This is a genomic window from Pseudonocardia sp. MH-G8, assembly GCF_002262885.1.
GTDB lineage: Bacteria > Actinomycetota > Actinomycetes > Mycobacteriales > Pseudonocardiaceae > Pseudonocardia.
The window spans coordinates 13,292-28,915 of sequence record NZ_NKYF01000017.1 but is presented as its reverse complement, the minus strand read 5'-3'; the positions used below and the strand labels follow the sequence as shown (position 1 = coordinate 28,915).

Below are 15,624 nucleotides of genomic sequence, written 5' to 3'. Positions count from 1 at the left end.
GTCAGCTCCCGCTGCCGTACGGCCGCGTGAGCACCTCGAGGTTGTGCCCCTCCGGCGAGTCGAAGTAGAGGCCCCGACCACCGTCGTTCGTGTTGAACCCGGCGCTGCGGTGGCCCGGGTCGGCCCAGGTGTCCACCCCGCGCTCGCGGAGCCTGGCCGCGATGGCGTCGAACTCGCCCTCGCTGATCAGGAACGCGTAGTGCTGGGGAGCGATGTCGCCCTCGACGTCCATGAAGTCCAGGCTCGCCCCGTTGTCCAGCTCGACCACGGCGAACGGGCCGAACGACCCGGGCTCGGGAAGGCCGAGCACGTCGGTGACGAACCGCGCTTCGGCGTGCTTGTCATGGGTGGAGACGATGGTGTGGTTCAGCTCGACGGCCATGCGGCCAGCATGGGACCTGAAGCCCGGTTCAGGTCAAGGTTCGTGCCGCGCAGCGCCGCCGAGGTGAACTCGTCGAGCGGGTAGAACAGCTCGATCGCCAGCTCGGACAGCGTCACGTCCGCCGGGGCGCCGAACGTCGCCATGGTGCTGAACATCGACAGGACCCCGTGCGGAGTGCGGATCCGCAGCGGCACCTCGATCGGACTGGCGCGGCGCGCCTCCCCGTCGTCGCCCGCCGCCGCGCCGTCGAACGCCGGCACCGGGTAGCGGCGGACCTCGTCGTGGAGCGCGCGCAGCTCCGGGTCCCCCGATGCGTTCACCTGGCGCTGCAACCGGTCGAGGAACAAGGTGCGCACCTCGCTCAGGTTGACCAGCCGCGCCGCGAGCCCGTCCGGGTGCAGGGCGAGGCGGAACACGTTCGGTCGCGGCGCCAACAGGTGCGGTGGCACGTCGTCGGTGAGCACGGCCATCCCGCGGTTCGCGGCCAGCACGTTCCAGCACCGGTCCACCAGCACCGCCGGGTACGGCTCGTGCGCGGTCAGCATGACCTCGACCGCGGACCGGACCGCGGCCATGTCCTCGTCGTCGAGGCTGCTCTCCCGGTACGCCGGCGCGTAGTCGGCTGCCAGCAGCAGGGTGTTGCGCTCGCGTAGGGGGACGTCCAGGGCGGTGGACAGCCGCAGCACCATCTCCCGGCTCGGGTGTGCCCGGCCGGTCTCCACGCAGGACAGGTGCCGTGTGGACGTGTCCGCGACGAGCGCGAGGTCGAGCTGGCTGAGCCGGCGTCGCTGCCGCCACTCCCGCAGGAGGGCACCGATCCGGGAGGGCTGGACGTCCACGTCCGCCAACCTATCCGGCCCGAGATCAGCGCAGCCATGACCTCGCAGGTCATTGATCCCTGCACCTCGGCGGTGCACCGTCACCGCTGACGTACCGATCGAGGAGGACCCGTGAGCACCGCCGTACCGACCACACGACCGCAGTCCCCGACGGGCGGCGACGACCGTCTGCTGCGCCGCATCCTGCGGATCGACGCGTGGAGCACGGGCGCCTTCGGCGTCGTGATGCTCGCGGGCGCCGCGCCGCTGAGCGGCCCGCTCGGCCTCCCGACGTCCTGGTCGGTGCCGTTCGGGGTCGCCATGCTCGGCGGGGCCGCGGCGCTCGGCCTCATCGCGGGCCACCCCCGGATCCCGTGGCACCACGGCGCGGCCGTCGTCGCGGGGAACCTGCTGTCGGGTGTGGCGCTGCTCGTGCTCACGGCCTCCGGCCTCGTACCACTCACCGGTGCGGGCGTCGCCTTCATGATCGCCGGGGCACTGGTGGTCGGCGGCTACGCCGCGATCGAGCTCGTCGGCGTGCGGCGGCTCCAGGGTGCGCACCCACGGGGGGCCTCATGAGGCTCACCGTGTTCGGCGCGACCGGCGGCACCGGCCGGCAGCTGATCCGGTTGGCCCGGGCAGGGGGCCACGAGGTCGTCGCCGTCGTGCGCACCCCGCAGGCGGTCGACGGCGTCGACGGCGTGGTGGCCGACGTGTTCGACCTCCGGTCCGTCGCGCCTGCGCTGGCGGGCAGCGACGCGGTGGTGTCGGCGCTGGGGCCGCGCAGTCGGTCGGACCGTTCCGGAGTGTGCGCGCGGGCGATCGGCAGCGTCCTGTCGGCGATGGAGGACGTCGGGACGCGCCGCATCGTCGCCGTCAGCGCCCAGCCGGTGCTGCGCAGCGGCGCGGGGGAACCGGTGTGGCACCGCGCGACGCTGCGGCCGCTCGTCCGCGCGGTCTACCGCAACGTCTACGCCGATCTCGAGCGCATGGAGCAGCTACTGGCCGCCAGCACGGCGGAGTGGACCGTGGTGCGGCCCCCGTACCTGACCGACGGACCCGTTACCGGGGCGTACCGCAGCGCGCTCGAGGCCAACGTGCCGGGCGGCAGCATCAGCCGCGCGGACCTGGCGCGCGCACTGCTCGACGTGCTGGCCGACCCGGCGAGCGTCCGGCATGCGATCGGGGTGGCCCACGCCGCGGCGTGAGCTACCGCGTCAGGAGCTGTCGTCGCCGGTGCCGTTGACCGCGCCGCTACCGGCCGGGGCGTCGTCGCCGCCCGCTACCCCGGTGGTGGCGCCGCTCTCGCCGCGGTTGGCCTCCGGGAGCAGCTCGCGCAGCGCGTCGCCGTCGATGCGCCGGAAGGTCCGCCGCGGCCGGCCGCGGTCCAGCACCGCCACCTCGAGGGCGCTGACCCGCAGGACCTCGGGTGTGCCGCCGTTGGCCGCCGACCCCGCCTGCAGGCCCTCCACGGCGATCGCGATCGCCTCGGCGAGCTCCAGCCCGGCCCGGTAGATGTCCTTCAGCTTGGCGCTGATCGGCTCGGTGGTGCCGCCCATGACCACGAACTGCGGCTCGTCGGTGATGGAGCCGTCGTAGGTGATGCGGTAGAGCTGGTCGTCCTCGGCCTGCGCGCCGACCTCGGCCAGGCACAGCTCCACCTCGTAGGGCTTCTGCTGCTCCACGAACGAGGTGCCCAGCAGCTGCGCGTAGGCGTTGGCCAGCCAGCGGCCGGTGACGTCGCGCCGATCGTAGGAGTAGCCGCGCAGGTCGGCGCTGCGGATGCCGGCGGTGCGCAGGTTGTCGAACTCGTTGTAGCGGCCCACCGCGGCGAAGCCGATGCGGTCGTAGATCTCGGAGACCTTGTGCAACGCGGTGGAACGATTCTCCGCGACGAACAGCACGCCGTCGGTGTAGGTGAGCACGACGACGCTGCGGCCGCGGGAGATGCCCTTGCGTGCCAGCTCGGAGCGGTCGCGCAGCAGCTGGTCGACCGAGGAGTAGAACGGCATGGTCATGGGTCAGCCCCCCGGGTTCTCGGTGCGGCCGGTCACGACGTCACGCACGATCGACTCGATCTCCTCCTCGGGCCGGCGCACCGCGCCCTCCGGGCCGGTGATGCTGACGACCACGGGGAAGATCCGGCGGGTGAGGTCCGGGCCGCCGGTGGCGGTGTCGTCGTCGGCGGCGTCGTAGAGCGCCTCGACGGCGGCGCGGACGGCGCCCGTCCGGTCGGCCCCGGGATTGTGGCGCTTCTTGAGCGCCGACTTCGCGAACACCGATCCGGAACCGATGGCGTGGTAGCCCAGCAGCTCGTCGTAGCGCCCACCCGCGGCGTCGTAGGTGACGATGCGGCCCCCCGAGCCGTTGGGGGCGTGGAGGTCGAAGCCGACGAGCAGCGGGATGACGACGAACCCCTGCAGGGCGGCGCCGAGGTTCTGCTGCACCATCCCCGCGAGCTTGTTGGCCTTGCCGTCGAAGGACAGCGAGACGCCCTCGGTCTTCTCGTAGTGCTCGAGGTCGACCGTGAACAGCCGGGCCATCTGCAGGCCGAAGCCCGCGGTGCCGGCGATCCCGATCGCGGAGTGCGAGTCGGTGACGAACACCTTCTCGATGTCGCGCTGGGCGATGACGTTGCCGCTGGTGGCGCGGCGATCTCCGGCGATCACCACGCCGTCGGCGAAGGTCAGGGCGACGATCGTGGTGCCGTGCGGGATGTCGACCGCGGCAGCGGCACCTGCGCCGGCCGGGAGGCCGGGAGGCAGCCGGCCGGGCAGCAGGTGTGGTGCGGCGGTGGCGACGAAGTCGGTGAAGGAGGTGACGCCGGGGGCGAGGAAGGCGCCCAGGCCTGCGGGCGCGCCGAGCGAGGGACGCTCAGGGAACGACATGGTCAGGTCGGGGCCTCTCTCCGTGCGGGGTCGTACAGGTCCGTGCGGGGTGCGGGGAGCGGCTACTGGCCGCCCTTCTGGACGTAGGCCCGGACGAAGTCCTCGGCGTTCTCCTCGAGCACGTCGTCGATCTCGTCGAGGATGGTGTCGACGTCCTCGCCGAGCTTCTCACGCCGCTCCTGGCCGGCTCCCGCGGCGTCGGCGCCGTCCTCCTCGTCGCCCCCACCGCCGCCCTGGCGCTTGGTCTGCTCCTGCGACATGGTGATTCCTCCTCGCGCCTACCCACCGCCGACCGCGCACCGGCCGGTGTAGGTGAACACTACCGAGCGGATCGGCGACACGCCCGCATCTTGCGTCAGCCGCGGGTGAGCGCCTCCACGAGCTCCTCCGCGGTGCGGGACCGATCCAGCAGCTCGCCGACGTGGCGGCGGGTGCCGCGCAGGGGCTCGAGGGTGGGGATGCGGACCAGCGACTCGCGGCCCAGGTCGAAGATCACCGAATCCCAGGACGCGGCGGCGACCTCGGCCGGGTAGCGCTCCAGGCAGCGGCCCCGGAAGTAGGCGCGGGTGTCCTCCGGCGGGCTCTTCATCGCCGCGACCACCTGCTCCTCGGTGACGAGGCGCTTCATGGAGCCGCGGCCCACCAGCCGGTTGTAGAGGCCCTTGCCGGTGCGGACGTCGGTGTACTGCAGGTCGACCAGCGCGAGCCTGCCGGAGTTCCACGCGAGGCCGTCGCGCTCGCGGTAGCCCTGCAGCAGCCGCAGCTTCGCCGTCCAGTCGAGCCGGTCGGCGGTGCTCATCGGGTCGTTGGTGAGGTCGTCGAGCACCTCGCCCCAGAGGGTGAGCACCTCGGCGGTGGCGTCGTCGACATCGGCGCCGAGCGTGTTCTCGACGTGCTTGCGGGCCTTCTCGAAGTAGGCGCGCTGCACGTCCAGGGCGGTCATCTTGCGACCGTCGCTGAGCTCGACGAGCGTCTTCAGGCCCGGGTCGTGGCTGATGCGGTGCACCGAGCGCACCGGTTCGGCCAGGCGCAGCTCGTCGAACCGGACCCCGGCCTCGATCATGTCGAGCACGAGCGCGGCGGTGCCCACCTTGAGCAGAGTGGAGTACTCGCTCATGTTGGCGTCGCCGATGATGACGTGCAGCCGCCGGTACTTGTCGGCGTCGGCGTGCGGCTCGTCGCGGGTGTTGATGATGCCGCGCTTGAGGGTGGTCTCGAGCCCGACCTCGACCTCGATGTAGTCGCTGCGCTGGGAGAGCTGGTAGCCCGCCTCGTCACCGGTGGCGCCGAGCCCGACGCGGCCGGCCCCGCAGATCACCTGGCGGGTGACGAAGAACGGGGTGAGGCCCGCGACGATCGACGGGAACGTCGTGGACCGGTTCATCAGGTAGTTCTCGTGCGAACCGTAGCTCGCACCCTTGCCGTCGACGTTGTTCTTGTAGAGCTGGATGCGCGGCGCGCCGGGCACGGTGGCCGACCGCATGGCGGCCTCCTCCATCACCCGCTCCCCCGCCTTGTCCCAGACCACGACGTCGCGCGGGGTGGTGACCTCGGGCGTGGAGAACTCGGGGTGGGCGTGGTCGACGTAGAGCCGCGCCCCGTTGGTGAGGATGACGTTGGCGGCGCCGAGGTCGTCGAGCTCGGACTCGGCGGGGTTGTGCATCGTGGGCGCGGAGAGGTCGAAACCGCGCGCGTCGCGCAACGGGGACTCCACCTCGTAGTCCCAGCGGGCCCGGCGCGAGCGCGGGATGTCGGCCGCGGCCGCGTAGGCGAGCACCACCTGCGTGGAAGTGATCACCGGGTTGGCGGTGGGGTCGCCGGGCACCGAGATGCCGTACTCGACCTCGGTGCCCATGATCCGGCGGGCGGTCACCGGCCGGCCTCCACGTGCGTGCGCATGGCCCGAGCGTAGCCCGGGCGCGGGCCATGATGAGCAGGTGCGGGCAGAGGACGAGGCAGTGGCGGTGTACGACGCGGACGGACGGGAGATCGGGGTGGCTCCGCGCGGGGTCGTCTACCGCGACCGGCGGTGGCACGCCAGCTCCGCGGTGCTGGTGCGCTCCGGCGACGGCGAGCGCGTCTACCTGCACCGGCGCGCGCCGGACAAGCTCATCTTCCCCGGTTGCTACGACTGCTGGGCCGGGGGCGTGCTCGGCCCGGGCGAGGCGCCCGAGGACGGCGCCGCCCGCGAGCTCGAGGAGGAGCTCGGTGTGCGCAGCGTGCCCCTGCTGCCGCGGGAGCGGGTGCCCTACGACGACGGCACGCTGCGCTGCCACCTGTTCACCTACGAGGCCCGCTGGGACGGCCCGCTGCGCCACCAGCCCGAGGAGGTCGTCTGGGGCGAATGGGTGACGCTCGCGCAGCTGCGCACCCGGCTCGACGACCCCGGGCGCTGGCCGTTCGTCCCCGACGGCCGAGTGGCGATCGAGCGCTGGCTGGCGGCGCGGGCTCGACCGTCCGCGTGATCAGGACGTCATGTCGACCACGAACCGGTAGCGGACGTCGCTCGCGGCCAGCCGGGCCAGGGCCTCGTTGATCCCGCCGGTCGTCACCAGCTCGATGTCGGCGCTGATGGCGTGCTCGGCGCAGAACTCCAGCATCTCCGCCGTCTCGACGGTGCCGCCGCTGCCGGAACCGGCGATGCTCTTGGCGCCGACCACCAGGTCGAGCGGCGTCACGTCGAGGGGGCCCTCCTGCAGGCCGACCAGGCACAGCGTGCCGTCGATCGCGAGGGTCGACAGGTAGGGCGCCAATGCGTGCGGCGCGCCCGCGGTATCGAGGACGAGGTCGAACCGGTGGGCCTGCGCGGCCATCTGCTTCTCGTCCGTGGACAGGACGGCGTCGTGGGCCCCGAGCGCCAGCGCCGCCTCCGCCTTGCCCGGGGACGTCGTGAACTGCACGGTCTCCGCCCCGAGCGCCCGAGTGATCTTCAGAGCGAGGTGGCCGAGGCCGCCGAGCCCGACGATGCCGACGGTGGACCCCGGTCCGACCCCGAGGCGCCGCAACGGTGCGTAGGTGGTGACACCCGCGCACAGCAGTGGCGCGACGGCCGCGGGATCGAGCCCCTGCGGCACGGTGTAGACGAAGTGCTGGTCGAGGACGTACTCGGCGGAGAAGCCGCCGTACGTCGGGTTGCCGTGCCGGTCGGCACCGCCGCCGTAGGTCAGCGTGGGGTAGGAGTAGCACCAGTTCTCGCGGCCCGCGAGACACGCCGGGCACTCGCGGCAGGAGTCGACGATGTTGCCGATCGCCACGAGGTCGCCGGGGACGAAGCGGGACACGTCGTCGCCCACCGCCGTGACCTCGCCGACGATCTCGTGGCCCGGCACCAGCGGGGCGTCGCCCTGCGCGTGCGCGATCGCGCTGAGGTCGGAGGCGCAGATCCCGCAGTACAGGATGCGCACGGCGACGTCGTGGCGTCCGGGGTCGCGCCGGGTGGCGGTCCACGGCCGCAGCGGGCCGCCCGGCTGCGTGGCGGCCAGCGCGGTGATGTCGTGCATGATCGAGCCTTTCGGGACGTGGGCGTGCGGGAACGGGCGAACGCAGCGGTCGCCGTGGAGGTGTGGCCAGGAGTGGCCAGGAGTGCCTGCCGGCTGGTCAGCCGCCGACGGAGACGTCCACGGGGAGCACCGCGCCGTCGCGGATCTCGTCCTCGCAGTCGAGCCCGCGGTCGATGAGATCGCGGTAGTGCTCGATCTTCGCATCGACGACGGCGAGGTCGTCGGCCAGCTCCTCCTGCTGCGCCCGGACCGCGGCGCGGCGCTGCACGAGCAGTGCCATCCGCTGCTCGTGCCACGTCCGTCCGGTGCCCATCTGCACGAACTCGCGGACCTGCGCGACGGGCATGCCGGTGCGGCGCAACGCCGTGACCAGGCGCAGGAAGCGGATGGCGGCAGCCGGGTACCGGCGACGACCGTCGGCGCCGCGGTCGACGAGCGGCACCAGGCCCTCACGCTCGTACCAGCGCAGGGCGTCCACGCTCAGGCCGGTCAGCTCGGATACGGCGCGGATGCCGAGCGAGCCGGCGTCGGGCGTGACGGTCACGGTCTCGACCGTAGGCGCTGGAGTGCACTCCAGCGCAAGCCGGCGCGTTAGGTTCGACGGCGACGATCCTCGAGTTGACGATCCTCGACGGGGGGGAGATGGACGTGACCGACCTCGACTACCGGAGCGCCACGGAGCTGGCGGGCCTGCTGTCCGACGGTGCGGTGTCGGCGGTGGAGCTCGCGGAGTCCGCCATCGCGCGGATCGAACGCCACGACGGTGCGCTGAACGCCGTCTGCCAGCGGGACTTCGACCGGGCCCTCGAGGCGGCCCGGGACGCCGACGCCGCGCGGGCGCGGGGCGAGCACCGACCGCTGCTCGGGATCCCGATGACCGTCAAGGAGTCCTTCCACGTGGCCGGCCTGCCGAGCACCTGGGGGATCCCGGAGTTCGCCGGGTTCGTCCCGGACACCGACGCCCTGGCGGTGCAGCGGGTCAAGGCGGCGGGTGCGGTCGTGCTGGGCACGACGAACGTGCCCCTCGTCCTGGGGGACCTGCAGAGCTACAACGCGATCTACGGGACGACGAACAACCCCTGGGACCCGGACCGCACGCCGGGCGGCTCGTCGGGTGGGTCGGCGGCGGCGCTGGCCGCCGGCTTCGGGGCGCTGTCACTGGGCTCGGACATCGGGGGCTCCCTGCGCAACCCGGCGCACGCCTGCGGCGTCTACGCGCACAAGCCGACCCTCGGGCTGGTGCCGACGCGCGGGCACACGGCGCCCGGGACACCCGTGGTGGCAGCCGACCAGGACCTGGCGGTGATCGGGCCGATGGCGCGCAGCGCGGCGGACCTGCGGCTGCTGCTGGACCTGCTCACCGAACCGGACCCGCTGGGTTCCCGCGCCGCCTACCGGATCGCGCTGCCACCGCCGCGGCACGAGAGCCTGGCAGGCCACCGCGTCCTCGTCGTCGAGTCGCACCCGTCGATCCCGTCGGGTGCGGGCGTGCGCCGGGCGATCGCCGGTTTCGCCGAACGCCTCACCGCCGCCGGGGCCACGGTCGCGCGCGAGAGCCGGCTGCTGCCGGACCTGGCTGCCGCGGCCCGCCTCTACATGCGAATGCTGCTGTCGGAACTCGGCTCGCGCTACCCGTCCGAGGTATACGAACGCGCCCGCGAAGGTGCCGCGCGGCTGGGCCCCGACGACCACGGCCTCGCCGCCGAACGCAGCCGCGGCACGGTGCTGAGCCACCGCGACTGGATGCTCGCCGACGACGAGCGCGCGCTGCTGCGGCAACGCTTCAGCGCGCTGTTCGCCGAGTTCGACGTGGTGGTGTGCCCGGTCATGCCGGTGCCGGCGTTCCCGCACGACCACAGCCCGATCCCGACGCGCCGGATCCGCATCGACGGCGCCGACCACGACTACTTCGACCAGCTCGCCCTCGCCGGGGTGGCCACACTGCCCGGCCTGCCCGCCACGGTGCTGCCCGTGGGCACCTCCGAGGACGGCCTGCCGATCGGGGTGCAGGCCATCGGCGGGATGTTCGCCGACCACACCACCATCCGCTTCGCCGAACTCGCCGAACGCGAGTTCGGCGGCTTCACGCCGCCGCCCGCGCAGCGCTGGACGGAGGCGAAAACGCCTCGCCGCGCGCAGGGCCGAGTTGGATGATCACGCCATGCCCGTGGCCGTCGCCGATCCGCTGCGTTCCGGAACCACCCCGCTCCCGGACGGGCGGCTGCTCGGTTGGGCGGAGTGGGGCCCGGTGGACGGCGCACCGGTGCTGTTCGCACCGGGTGCGGCCACCAGCAGCCACCTCGGGTTCGGAGCCGACGTGGTCGACGACCTCCGGATCCGGCTGATCGCCCTGGACCGGCCGGGGCTGGGTACCTCGACCCCGGCGCCGCAACGCACGTTCACGGATTTCGCCGCGGACGTGGCGGCCTTCGCCGCGCGCCGCGACCTGGGGCGGCCCGCGATGGTCGGCAACTCCCAGGGTGCACCGTTCGCTCTCGCCTGCGCCGCGGCCGGGGCGATCGAGGCGCTCGCACTGGCCTCCGCGGCCGACGAGGTCGCCGCACCCGGGTTCGCCGACGCGCTGCCCGCACACCTGCGCAGCCTGGTCGACCTCGCGGGGTCCGCCCCCTCCGAGGCAGAGGGGGTCTTCCGCGGCTTCACCCCCGAGCGGATGTGGGACATGGTCGAGGGCGCCGGAGCGGCGTGCGACCTCGAGGTCTACCGGCAGCCGGGGTTCGCGGCCGCGTACCGGCGCGCACTGGCCCAAGGGTTCGCCCAGGGCGCGGACGGCTACGCCCGCGACACCCTCCTGGCCATGTCGCGCTGGCAGATCGCACTCTCGACGATCACGGCTCCGGTCGACCTGTGGTACGGCGAGCACGACCACAGCCACTCGCCCGACCAGGGCGTGACCCTGGCCGAGCGCATCCCCACTGCCACCCGCCACCTCGTGCGGGGCGTCGGCGGCGCGGTGCTGTGGACGCACGCCGAGCAGATCCTGTGGACCCTGGGGGAGCGTGTCGGCGGTGAGCCGCGCCCTCAGAGGTTGATCATGTGACCGGCCAGGCCGTGGATCGCCTCCTGGAGCCCTTCGGAGAGCGTGGGGTGCGCGTGCACGTTGCGGGCCAGCTCGGTGGCGGTGAGGTCCCACTTCTGCGCCAGCGTCAGCTCGGGCAGCAGCTCGGTGACCTCCGGGCCGATGAGGTGGCCGCCGAGCAGCTCGCCGTGGGTGTCGTCGGCGATCAGCTTGACGAACCCGCCGGGCTCCCCCAACCCCTGCGCCTTGCCGTTGGCGGTGAACGGGAACTGGGCGACCTTGACCTTCCAGCCCCTCTCCTCGGCCAGCTCGCGGGCCTGCGCCTCGGTGTGGCCGAAGCTCGCGACCTGGGGGTTGCAGAACGTGGCCCGGGGCATCATCACGTACTCCAGCTCCTGGGTCTCGGCGCCGGCGATGGTCTCGGCCGCCACGACGCCCTGCGCCTCGCCGACGTGGGCGAGCATGAGCTTCGCGGTGACGTCGCCGATCGCGTAGACGTGCGGAACGTTGGTGCGCATCCGGTCGTCGATCGCGATGGCACCCCGCTCGGTGAGCTCGACGCCGGTGTTCTCCAGCCCGTAGCCCTCGACCCTGGGGGTGAAGCCGATGGCCTGCAACACCTTGTCGGTGTGCAACTCCTTCGTCTGCCCGTCCTTGCCGGTGACGGTCACGGTGACCTGCTCACCGGAGTCGTCGATCGACTCGACACGGGTGGAGGTGAGCACCTGCACCCCGAGCTTGCGGTAGCGCTTGGCGAGCTCCTTGGAGACGTCGGCGTCCTCGAGCGGGAGCAGCCGGTCCAGGAACTCGACGATCGTGACGTCCACGCCGTAGTTGCGCATGACGTAGGCGAACTCGACACCGATGGCGCCGGCTCCGGCGATGATGATGCTGCCGGGCAGCTCGCGGGTGAGGATCTGCTCCTCGTAGGTCACGACCCGCTCCGACAGCGACGTGCCGGGCAGCAGCTTGGTCTGCGCCCCGGTGGCGATGATCACGTCGTCGAAGGTGATCCGTTCGGTGCCGCCGCCGGAGAGCGCCACCTCGATCGTCGAGGCGTCGACGAAGGAGCCCCGCCCGTCGTACTCGGTGATCTTGTTCTTCTTCATGAGGTAGTGCACGCCCTTGACGCGCCCGTCGGCGACGGTGCGGCTGCGGTCGAACGCCACCCCGAAGTCGAACGACACGTCACCGGAGATCCCGAACGTCTTCGCCTCGGACGTGACCAGGTGCGCGAGCTCCGCGTTGCGCAGCAGCGCCTTCGACGGGATGCAACCGACGTTGAGGCAGACCCCGCCCCAGTACTTCTCCTCCACCACCGCGACGCTGCGGCCCAACTGGGCGGCCCGGATCGCCGCCACGTACCCACCGGGACCCGCTCCGAGGACCACGACATCGACATGAGAAGCCATGGGTACGACTCTAGGCCGCAGTCGGGCCGTCAATTCCGGACGGCCACCGCCACGAACTGGGTCACCTGGGTGTCGCTGAAGTTGTCGTCGCTGACGAGCACCAGGGTCCGCGAGCCGTCGGCGCGGTCGGGGCCCCACGCCATGCCCTCGACGTTGTCCAGCGAGGCCAGCGGGAGCTCGGCCAGGTCCAGGAGCAGGCGCTTGCGCACCGGCGTCGCCTCGCCTGCGGGCCGGCCCTCCGGGATGTCGGTGGCGCCTGCGGTGTCGATCTCGTAGAGGCGCACGGCGTTGCCCACCCCGGTGACGAACGAGCGCTCGAGCACCAGGAAGCGGGTGGGATCGGTGTCGTCGACGGCGAGCAGCGCCGTCACGCCGTTGTTCGCGAACCCGCCGGCGGGCACCGGGTCGGCGAAGATCGGCTCCTGCGGGTAGGCGAAGCGGGAGACCACCTCGCCGGTGCGGGTCTGCACCACGATCCGGGACACCGCCCCGGCCGTCCGCGTCGGGACCGGCCCGTCCTGCAGCAGCGGGCCCTCCAGCGCCGTGACGACGAGCCTGCCGCCGTCGGCGAAGGTGAGGCCCTCCGGGCCGAGGTTCTGGCGGATGCCGCGCTCCCCCGCGTCGGCCCGCCACTCCGGCGGGACGGGCAGCTCGGCGCCGAACCGGCCGTCCCGCGCGGCGAACCGGACGGTCGGGTCGATCAGCGTCGGCGGGCCGCCGTCGGCGGGGACGATCCGCTCGCCCTCCTGGCTCCACAGCAGATCGCCGCCGATCGGGTCGATCCGGATGTCCTCGGGGTCGACGGTGGTGCCGTCGCCGCCCTGAAGCGGCGGGTGCGGCGACCCGTCCGGACGCAGGAACGAGGTCGTACCGGTGAGCTCGACAGCCGACAGCGCCCCGTCAGCGCCGTCGAAGCGCAGGTCGGCGGTGTAGAACCGGGCGGGCGCCAGCTCGGACCGGTCGTCGCTGACGACCACCCACGTGCCGTCGGCCGGATCGCGGTCCAGGCCGGAGAACCCGCCGACGGTGGTGCCCGCGAACTGCGTGCCGGGCGGGATGCGCTGCTCGCCGAGGAAACCGGCGACCTCCAGCGGCGGGCGCGGCGAGGCGGGCACGGCAGGAGCGGCGGCGGGCGCGGCGGGCTCGACCGCGGGCGCGGCGGGCGCAGGCGCGGAGCCGCACGCGGCCGAGGTCACGACGAGGGCGAGCGCGGCCGGGACGCGGAGCATGCGCGGGGGGAGCGTGCGGAGGGACGGCATGGGGGCATCCCACCCGGACGGGACGACCGGGAGATGACGTCGACGTTGCCGGGCGGCGACCCGCGCCGGGCCGCTACCGTCCGTCGCGGGCGCCTGCCGAGGGGCCGGGGTCGCCCGAGGCCGGCCACACGGGCCCGTCGGACAGGTGCGCCACGAGGGTGTCGCTGATGTCGCGCAACGCGGCGACCTGCGCGGAGGACAGTGCGTCGAACAGCCCGCGACGCACGGCGTCGACGTGGGCCGGCGCGATCCCCTCCAGCCTGGTCAGCCCCTCGTCGGTGAGCTCGGCGATCGCGCCGCGCTTGTCGTCGCGGCAGGGCATGCGCCGCACCCACCCGGACTCCTCCAGCCGTGCCACGGCGTGCGAGATGCGGCTGCGCGAGGACAGGGACGTGGAGGCGAGGCCACTCATCCGCAGCTGCCGGTCCGGTGCCTCGGACAACCGCACGAGGATCTCGTAGTAGGCGTGCGGGAGACCCGACTCCTGCTGCAGCTGCCGCTCGATGCCGTCGAAGAACAGCCGGTTCGCGGTCAGGAAGCTGCGCCACGTGTGCTGCTCGTCGGGGTTCAGCCACTGTGTGTCCGACACCACACCTCCGGAATAGTTGAACGCTCATATGCCTTGAGCTAGTGTCCGCGTCAACAACTGAGCGTTCAACTAACTTTGGGAGAGCTGATGACCACAGCAGAGACGACCGCCATCCCCGGCTACCTCGCGGGTACCTGGGACATCGACCCCGTCCACTCCGACGCCTCCTTCACGATCCGTCACATGATGGTGAGCAAGGTACGCGGTCGGTTCGCGACGTTCGCGGGGGAGATCGTCACCGGCGAGCAGCTCAGCGGCTCCTCGGTCAACGCCACGATCGACGCCGACTCCATCGACACCGGCAACGAGCAGCGCGACGGCCACATCCGCTCCGCCGACTTCTTCGACGTGACGAACCACCCGCGCTGGACCTTCCGCTCCACGGGGCTGCGCAGCGGTGACGACGGCCTCGTGCTGGACGGCGAGCTCACGATCAAGGGCAACACCCGTCCCGTCGCACTGGCCCTCGAGGTGAACGGCGTCGGGCCGGACGCCTACGGCGGCACCCGCGCCGGCTTCTCCGCCTCGACCACGATCGACCGCAACGACTTCGGCGTGGACATCAAGCTCCCGATGGACGGCGGCGGCGTCGTCCTGAGCGACAAGGTGCAGATCGCCCTCGAGATCCAGGCGGTCCTGCGCCAGTCCTGACCCCGAACCCCGCAACCAACGGCACCCTCGTCGCTCCCTAGCCGACGAGGGTGCCGTTCGTTGCTGCGGGGATGACCCAGCTCGCCTGCTCGGGGAGCCCCGGGCGCTCCCCCGTCGGGTCCGTCAGCAACTCGACGAACGCCGCCGCCGCCGGTGGGAGCGGGCGGGCGCCGGTCCGGACCACCGCGATCCGGCGGTGCGCTGCCGGCTCTCCCAGCACGACGTGCCCGACGCCGGCGAACCCCATCAGCGGCAGCACGAGGCCCGGCACCACCGACACCCCCAGGTCGGCCGCGATCAGCCCCGCCACGGCGGCGATGTTGCGGGCGGTGAGGACCTGGCGCGGCACCACCGCGGCGGCGGCCAGCGAGGCGTCCACGTGCTGGCGGATGCTGGTCGTGCGGTCGAAGGCGATGAACGGCTCCCCCGCCAGCTCGGTCCAGGCCGCGCTCGCCCGCCCCGCGAAGCGGTGCGTGGGCGGGAAGACGCAGCAGAACCGGTCGGTGGCCACCGGCGTGACGACCAGGTCGTCCAACGGGTCGGGCACTGCGGACACGACCGTGACGGCCAGGTCGGCGGTCCCGCTGCGCACCCGTTGCAGGACCTCGGCGGAGAGCGCGTCCTCGATCGAGAGCGCCACCTCCGGCCGGTCGCGCCGGAACGTCGAGACCACACCGGGCAGCAGGATCGCGGCCAGCGACGGCAGCGTCGCGATGCGCACGCGCCCCGCGCGCCCGACGAGGAAGCCCTCCACGTGGCGCATCTCGGCGTCCACGGCGCCGATCGCGCGCCGCGCCGCCGCCACGAACTCGGAGCCGGCCGCCGTCGGCTCCAGCCGGCGGGTGGTGCGGGCGAACAGCGGGGTGGCGACGCGGCGCTCCACCTCGGCGACCACCCGGCTCAGCGACGACTGGGCGACGCGCAGCGCCTCGGCCGCAGCGGTGAAGCTCCCGGCGTCGTGCACGGCGACCACCGCGCGCAGCTGCTGCAACGTCAGATCCGTGCGCACAGCGCATGAATCTATCGCAAACAAGTGTTTGACCTGCATGACGTGCCTCGCGGAGAGTGACCGCGACTCGACGCCGGAG

At 72.8% G+C, this 15,624-nt stretch carries 18 protein-coding genes; 6 read left to right on the top strand and 12 right to left on the bottom strand.

Annotated features, from left to right (window positions below):
- Position 1: 1 nt before the first annotated feature.
- On the bottom strand, positions 2–382 hold the full coding sequence (locus tag CFP66_RS29820; protein WP_094928549.1) for a VOC family protein: 381 nt from the start codon (positions 380–382) through the stop codon (positions 2–4).
- Positions 367–1,221: a helix-turn-helix domain-containing protein gene (locus CFP66_RS29815; protein ID WP_094928548.1), complete on the bottom strand. Its 855-nt coding sequence runs from the start codon at positions 1,219–1,221 to the stop codon at positions 367–369. The genes CFP66_RS29820 and CFP66_RS29815 overlap by 16 nt, the downstream gene beginning before the upstream one ends.
- 111 nt (positions 1,222–1,332) lie before the next feature.
- On the opposite strand from CFP66_RS29815, the gene CFP66_RS29810 reads away from it, so the two are divergent.
- Together CFP66_RS29810 and CFP66_RS29805 are read left to right on the top strand one after the other, a co-directional pair.
- The gene (locus CFP66_RS29810; protein ID WP_094928547.1) at positions 1,333–1,779 is read left to right on the top strand and encodes a hypothetical protein; all 447 of its coding nucleotides are present in this window, start codon (positions 1,333–1,335) and stop codon (positions 1,777–1,779) included.
- A complete protein-coding gene (locus tag CFP66_RS29805; RefSeq protein WP_094928546.1) occupies positions 1,776–2,408 on the top strand; it encodes an NAD(P)-dependent oxidoreductase in 633 nt (210 codons plus the stop codon). The genes CFP66_RS29810 and CFP66_RS29805 overlap by 4 nt, the downstream gene beginning before the upstream one ends.
- Before the next feature lie 9 nt (positions 2,409–2,417).
- On the opposite strand, the gene prcA is transcribed toward CFP66_RS29805, so the two are convergent.
- The 4 genes from prcA to dop all read right to left on the bottom strand — a co-directional run bounded on the left by prcA (position 2,418) and on the right by dop (position 5,943).
- Positions 2,418–3,218, bottom strand: a complete 801-nt coding sequence (gene prcA / locus CFP66_RS29800) for a proteasome subunit alpha (protein WP_094928545.1) — start codon at positions 3,216–3,218, stop codon at positions 2,418–2,420.
- Between the two features lie 3 nt (positions 3,219–3,221).
- Entirely contained in the window at positions 3,222–4,088 is an 867-nt protein-coding gene (gene prcB, locus CFP66_RS29795) for a proteasome subunit beta (protein ID WP_094928544.1), read from the bottom strand.
- Between the two features lie 62 nt (positions 4,089–4,150).
- Positions 4,151–4,348 carry a ubiquitin-like protein Pup gene (locus tag CFP66_RS29790; RefSeq protein ID WP_094928543.1) on the bottom strand — a complete coding sequence of 66 codons (198 nt, stop codon included), beginning with the start codon at positions 4,346–4,348 and terminating at the stop codon, positions 4,151–4,153.
- A gap of 95 nt (positions 4,349–4,443) precedes the next feature.
- On the bottom strand, positions 4,444–5,943 hold the full coding sequence (gene dop / locus CFP66_RS29785; RefSeq protein ID WP_094928542.1) for a depupylase/deamidase Dop: 1,500 nt from the start codon (positions 5,941–5,943) through the stop codon (positions 4,444–4,446).
- 82 nt (positions 5,944–6,025) lie between these two features.
- Here dop and CFP66_RS29780 point away from each other — a divergent pair, with 82 nt between their 5' ends.
- Complete coding sequence (locus CFP66_RS29780) at positions 6,026–6,553, top strand: NUDIX domain-containing protein (RefSeq protein WP_198961751.1); 528 nt, start codon at positions 6,026–6,028, stop codon at positions 6,551–6,553.
- Here CFP66_RS29780 and CFP66_RS29775 read toward each other — a convergent pair whose 3' ends face one another.
- Positions 6,554–7,588 carry an NAD(P)-dependent alcohol dehydrogenase gene (locus CFP66_RS29775; RefSeq protein WP_094928540.1) on the bottom strand — a complete coding sequence of 345 codons (1,035 nt, stop codon included), beginning with the start codon at positions 7,586–7,588 and terminating at the stop codon, positions 6,554–6,556.
- A gap of 97 nt (positions 7,589–7,685) precedes the next feature.
- Positions 7,686–8,132, bottom strand: a complete 447-nt coding sequence (locus tag CFP66_RS29770) for a MerR family transcriptional regulator (RefSeq protein WP_094928539.1) — start codon at positions 8,130–8,132, stop codon at positions 7,686–7,688.
- Positions 8,133–8,230: 98 nt separating this feature from the next.
- Here CFP66_RS29770 and CFP66_RS29765 point away from each other — a divergent pair, with 98 nt between their 5' ends.
- On the top strand, positions 8,231–9,742 hold the full coding sequence (locus CFP66_RS29765) for an amidase (protein WP_094928654.1): 1,512 nt from the start codon (positions 8,231–8,233) through the stop codon (positions 9,740–9,742).
- Between the two features lie 7 nt (positions 9,743–9,749).
- Positions 9,750–10,646, top strand: coding sequence for an alpha/beta fold hydrolase (locus tag CFP66_RS29760; RefSeq protein ID WP_094928538.1), 897 nt, complete (start codon positions 9,750–9,752; stop codon positions 10,644–10,646).
- Here the strand turns inward: CFP66_RS29760 and lpdA are convergent.
- The 3 genes from lpdA to CFP66_RS29745 form a co-directional block, all read right to left on the bottom strand.
- A complete protein-coding gene (gene lpdA, locus CFP66_RS29755; protein WP_094928537.1) occupies positions 10,628–12,037 on the bottom strand; it encodes a dihydrolipoyl dehydrogenase in 1,410 nt (469 codons plus the stop codon). The genes CFP66_RS29760 and lpdA overlap by 19 nt on opposite strands.
- 29 nt (positions 12,038–12,066) lie before the next feature.
- The gene (locus CFP66_RS29750; RefSeq protein WP_233159813.1) at positions 12,067–13,296 is read right to left on the bottom strand and encodes an esterase-like activity of phytase family protein; all 1,230 of its coding nucleotides are present in this window, start codon (positions 13,294–13,296) and stop codon (positions 12,067–12,069) included.
- A gap of 73 nt (positions 13,297–13,369) precedes the next feature.
- Positions 13,370–13,885 carry a MarR family winged helix-turn-helix transcriptional regulator gene (locus CFP66_RS29745; protein ID WP_198961750.1) on the bottom strand — a complete coding sequence of 172 codons (516 nt, stop codon included), beginning with the start codon at positions 13,883–13,885 and terminating at the stop codon, positions 13,370–13,372.
- An 87-nt stretch (positions 13,886–13,972) separates the two neighbouring features.
- Here CFP66_RS29745 and CFP66_RS29740 point away from each other — a divergent pair, with 87 nt between their 5' ends.
- A complete protein-coding gene (locus CFP66_RS29740; protein ID WP_094928535.1) occupies positions 13,973–14,536 on the top strand; it encodes a YceI family protein in 564 nt (187 codons plus the stop codon).
- Between the two features lie 37 nt (positions 14,537–14,573).
- On the opposite strand, the gene CFP66_RS29735 is transcribed toward CFP66_RS29740, so the two are convergent.
- A complete protein-coding gene (locus CFP66_RS29735) occupies positions 14,574–15,545 on the bottom strand; it encodes a LysR family transcriptional regulator (RefSeq protein ID WP_094928534.1) in 972 nt (323 codons plus the stop codon).
- Positions 15,546–15,624 lie beyond the last annotated feature (79 nt).